Source organism: Roseibium sp. RKSG952 (assembly GCF_009711355.1).
The window spans coordinates 1-4110 of the sequence record NZ_SMMF01000685.1 but is presented as its reverse complement, the minus strand read 5'-3'; the positions used below and the strand labels follow the sequence as shown (position 1 = coordinate 4110).

Sequence of the window (4110 nt, the reverse complement as noted above, 5' to 3'; positions counted from 1 at the left end):
TGGTCCGATTTATCGGGGGCAGGTCAGGGCCATAGGTGGTGAGCAGGTGAAATTGCAGGAACGTGGTCATTATACGCTCTCTTTCTGATTGTCCTCGGGCGCATCCGCGCTGAAATACTGAAAACACCAACGTGTGCGGGCGGCCTCCCAGTCCAGAAGATCGCTTGCAAGCGCCGCGACATTGCAACGCCGGCCGGCCATCACGATTGCGCGGCGCAAGAGAGTGGCCAACTCGTCGCCTTCAGCCCGCATGAGCTTTTGAAATCGCAGACGGGACAGGACCGGGTCTGATCCGCCGAGCCGCTCGGCCAGCCTGGTGCCCTGGTTCTCGCGTATTTCCGCCAGCAGGCGCACCAGCCGGACAAGATCCGCTGCACGTTCAGGACCCAACGCCAGTTGCTTGGCCAGCTCCTGAACTGCGGGCTCTGACAAAACGGCAACAGGCCCCCCCCGGCGAAGCCTTGCCGCAAGCGCGCGCGCAGATCCGCTATCTTCGGCATGCAAGTTCGAATGCCACCAGCCAAGGGCGGCCGCCCCGGCCGATTTTGGTTTTTCACTCATGACGCCCCCCTTGCGTTCCGAGCAACCGGTATCTCCATCCCCAACTCCTGAAAGATCTCGCGGCCCTGTTTGCCGTAGCCCGCAAAGGCGGAGGTCAAGGTCTTGCGCGCCTTGACGATCTGTTCGATTTTGCCGCTATCGCGTTGATCAAGCTCTGGAATTGCGAGCGCATCAAACTGGTTGAGAGCCTGCGAGCGCAGATCCGCTAGCCAGGCAGATCGCGGATCCTCACCCTCTTCCAGCGCTTTTATGTGCGCGATAAACCGGTCCTCGGTAGCGGCAAAGAAGGCTTCACGTTCGAGCTCACGGGCTTCACCGGCCGCCAGCACCGGTGCTAGCGCCCCGCGCAGGGCAACAGCGGCAACATCCGCGGCAAGCACAAGACCGGCCAGTACATCTTCGGCCTCATTCGACAGGTTCACCAACGGTTGCATAAACAGCACGAAGTCACGTGCTTTCGCGCTCTTCATTGCCCAACCTGATACAAGTAATGTTGCTGCGCCAGCGCGCTCTGTCCAATTGCGCACGCACAGTGCTCTTTCAGCAATATTTGTGTTTCTTGCAGCTGCAACCACACCTAACCAGTGCCGGTAACTGAAACTCAATGCGCGGGAACCTAGTAAGGGGCGCCATTCTTCAGTAGCGTCTTTGCGGTTATAAGGTGTGCACGGATGCTTCCATTTTGAGTAGGCCTTTCCGTACGGGCGCTGCCTTACCTTTGTAATCAATGTTTGAGTTCCATTACACAAAAGTCTTATTCGCCTAGGAACACTAAAGAATACTTCACAATTGAAATTTTTGGCGGTGGGCGGAAAGACTTCATTTGGAAGCGGATTAGCCGATTTTTTTTCGACCCGCATCCATGGAAGTTCTTCTACTGTGGCGGCAACTCCGCAGGGAACATTTGCCCACACAAACGACCACAGGTCCTCTTGAGGGTCAATTAGAGTAATTAGAGGCCCCCCACCACGGAGTGATGTTCGACGACCCCGCCCACCTTGCGGGGCTTGGGATTGAAGAAGGTACAGCGCCATGGCAGCCATAGGCAGTGTCAAGGCAGGATATCGCCCTGTCTTTGCAACGACATTTCCCCCTTCTCCTCCACTGTCAAGAAACAGCATTTCGATTGGGTCGTCTGAAGCATCGGCTAGCGAATCCAGATCCTGCAGGAAGCGCGGCCCGTCGCCGAGCAGGTTAAACGCTGGGGCGAACGGCGCCAGCTTGTCCTTCAATTGCTCGGGTTCTGGCCGGCGGCTCCGCCGCTGCCAGTCCCCGTTGCTCGAGGGCGGATCCGCCATGAAAATCAGCCCGATCAGCATTTCATAGCAGGCAATATTCAGATCAGGGCGTGGCCAATCGGGCCGCAACACACCGGCCTCTGCAATTTGCCAGGGGGCAATTACCCGCCGCTCACCGTCGACGCACACGACAGGGATCCAGGGGTCATCAATCAGATTGAGTGCCATGGAAAATACCCGACTGATAGCAAATGAATAAACGAATCAACTAGGAGTATACATAAAACACCGGCCGCCAAAATATGAGCCGGATTTCTTCATCCAAAATTCAAACCGCATTCCTCATCATACCGCAGGTCATCACAAATGGCGCCATCGCTCCCAACCACACAAAGTCGGTAAGCTTTCTGCTTCCACTCCGGCCAATCACGGGTCGCAGCCTGCACCGCCGGGGCTGATTGATCGGGCAATGGCAGCGTATCCAGCCGCTTGCGGCGCGCTGAGACTTCAGACAAGGCCCATAAATCGGCGTCACCATCTGCCCAGGGCTGCACGGCCCCGTCTTCCAGGCGCGCCAGCACCAGAACGCGCTGCTCCTCACCAAGGCGCGTCGGGTAGTCGGCATCGTTATTGGCTTGCCCGCCCATGCGATAGCCTGCACCAAGATCGACGATGTTGTGTGCCGCGTGGCCGCGCGCGCCGGCATTCCTGCCTTCGGCCTTGAGTTCCGCGGCCTCAAGACCCTTTGGCACCGGGATCGCATCATCTCCGTGGACGGCCTCTATGAGCGCCCTGAGCCCGGAAGGCGCCTCGATCTGCCCAACGTCAAACAGAACCTGCGCGGTCCGCCACTGATCGGCGACTGGATAAACATAGGCTCCGCGATCCAGCGCAGCCTGCAACCAACGTTCGTCCTGCCCCCGGACGGGTCGGGAGACAGCACATGCAACACGGGCGCTTCTACCGGACGGGACGTGGCAGGCCGCAAATCCATATGCCGCCACAGCCGCCCAGCCCGCTGTACCAGGGCTGCCATTGGAGCAAGGTCTGACACCATGACATCGAAATCGAAATCGAGTGACGATTCCAGGACCTGGGTGCCGACCAAGACGAAGCCTGTTCTGTTCCTCCCGTTCTTGCCGACACGATTGTGGATCTCAGCCTCAACACGCTTGCGGTCGCTCAGTGCAAATCGCGCGTGCAGAACCCGCGCCTCAATGCCTTTTTGCCGGAGTGCTGTAACAGCTGCAATTGCATCGTCCACCGCGTTGCGTACCCAGACGCAGGCAGCGCCCTTGCCGGACTGCTCCGCTATTAAATCGACCGCGTCCTCAAACTGCGCAATCCGTTCGACCTTCACAGCCCCTTTGGGGCCGGTCTCCCACGGCAAATCCGTGACCGCCGAACCGGCGGCGACCGTCAGGGCAGGATAGGCACTGCTCTTCGATGCACCGTTATAAACGGATAAGAGCCTTGCCCGTTGCTTCATGGGCAACGTCGCGGTCAGCAGGATTGCCGATCCTCCAGCATCCCGGTGCATCTTCAAGAGTGCTTCCAGTTCGGCACCTAAGTATGGTTCGCCCAGTTCATGGACTTCATCCACAATCAGGATCTTGGAGGACAAACCATAATGGCGAAGTGTTTGGAACTTCACCGGCAGAACAGACAAGAGCGCCTGGTCAATGGTGCCTACACCGACATTCGCCAAAAGCGCTCGACGGCGGCCCTCCGCGAGCCAATCGGAACATGTCACGTCGTCTTCGCTGGCCGCTTTCGAGGCAATTATGTCCCGAAAGTCAACGGAAAGCCCTGCACGACCATGCGCCAGCGTCAGAGTTGCCCCTTTTTCGAACAGGTTGCCGACAACTCTTGAGGTCCGCCGGAACATGGAATCTGCAGTCGCCATAGTCGGCAAGGCAAAGAAGATCCCTTGCCCCTTGCCAGCCAAAAGCATGCGTTGGGCCAACAAAAGCGCGGCTTCCGTTTTCCCCGCCCCCGTTTCATCTTCTATGACGGCAAGCATCGGCCCCTCGGTGAGCGGCACATCCGCGCAGGCTGCCTGCATCGGGCGGAGCGCGAAGTCGAACAGGCGCGTGTCTTTTGTGAGGCGCCCCGTAAGGCCTGCCTCTTCCACGGCAACCGCAGCCTTTTTGCGGGATTGTTCCAGATATTCGGCAATTCCGATATCCGCTGGCTCTGGTTGAAACCAGCGCAAATTTGAGCCGATCCAATCGGCGGCCGTGCACAATCCGGACAGCCACCATGACAAGCTCTCGACCTGCTTGGTGAAGGTTTTTCGATGCGGGCCGCG

General features: G+C 58.5%; 4 protein-coding genes. All 4 read right to left on the bottom strand.

Going from position 1 to position 4110, the window contains the following annotated elements; translation table 11 throughout:
- Positions 1-69 precede the first annotated feature (69 nt).
- Positions 70-561 carry a type I-E CRISPR-associated protein Cse2/CasB gene (gene casB / locus E1297_RS03875; protein WP_155134140.1) on the bottom strand — a complete coding sequence of 164 codons (492 nt, stop codon included), beginning with the start codon at positions 559-561 and terminating at the stop codon, positions 70-72.
- A complete protein-coding gene (gene casA, locus E1297_RS03870) occupies positions 558-2027 on the bottom strand; it encodes a type I-E CRISPR-associated protein Cse1/CasA (RefSeq protein ID WP_155134137.1) in 1470 nt (489 codons plus the stop codon). The genes casB and casA overlap by 4 nt, the downstream gene beginning before the upstream one ends.
- A gap of 89 nt (positions 2028-2116) precedes the next feature.
- Positions 2117-2551 carry a hypothetical protein gene (locus E1297_RS49690; protein ID WP_209015631.1) on the bottom strand — a complete coding sequence of 145 codons (435 nt, stop codon included), beginning with the start codon at positions 2549-2551 and terminating at the stop codon, positions 2117-2119.
- Between the two features lie 29 nt (positions 2552-2580).
- Positions 2581-4110 (bottom strand): CRISPR-associated helicase Cas3' (cas3, locus tag E1297_RS03865; protein ID WP_209015630.1); only part of this gene is annotated, 1530 nt, incomplete at its 5' end.

Bases quoted from the DNA above. Each gene is read 5' to 3' on its own strand.
- casB (WP_155134140.1), bottom strand. From the start codon at position 561: ATGAGTGAAAAACCAAAATCGGCCGGGGCGGCCGCCCTTGGCTGGTGG.
- casA (WP_155134137.1), bottom strand. From the start codon at position 2,027: ATGGCACTCAATCTGATTGATGACCCCTGGATCCCTGTCGTGTGCGTC.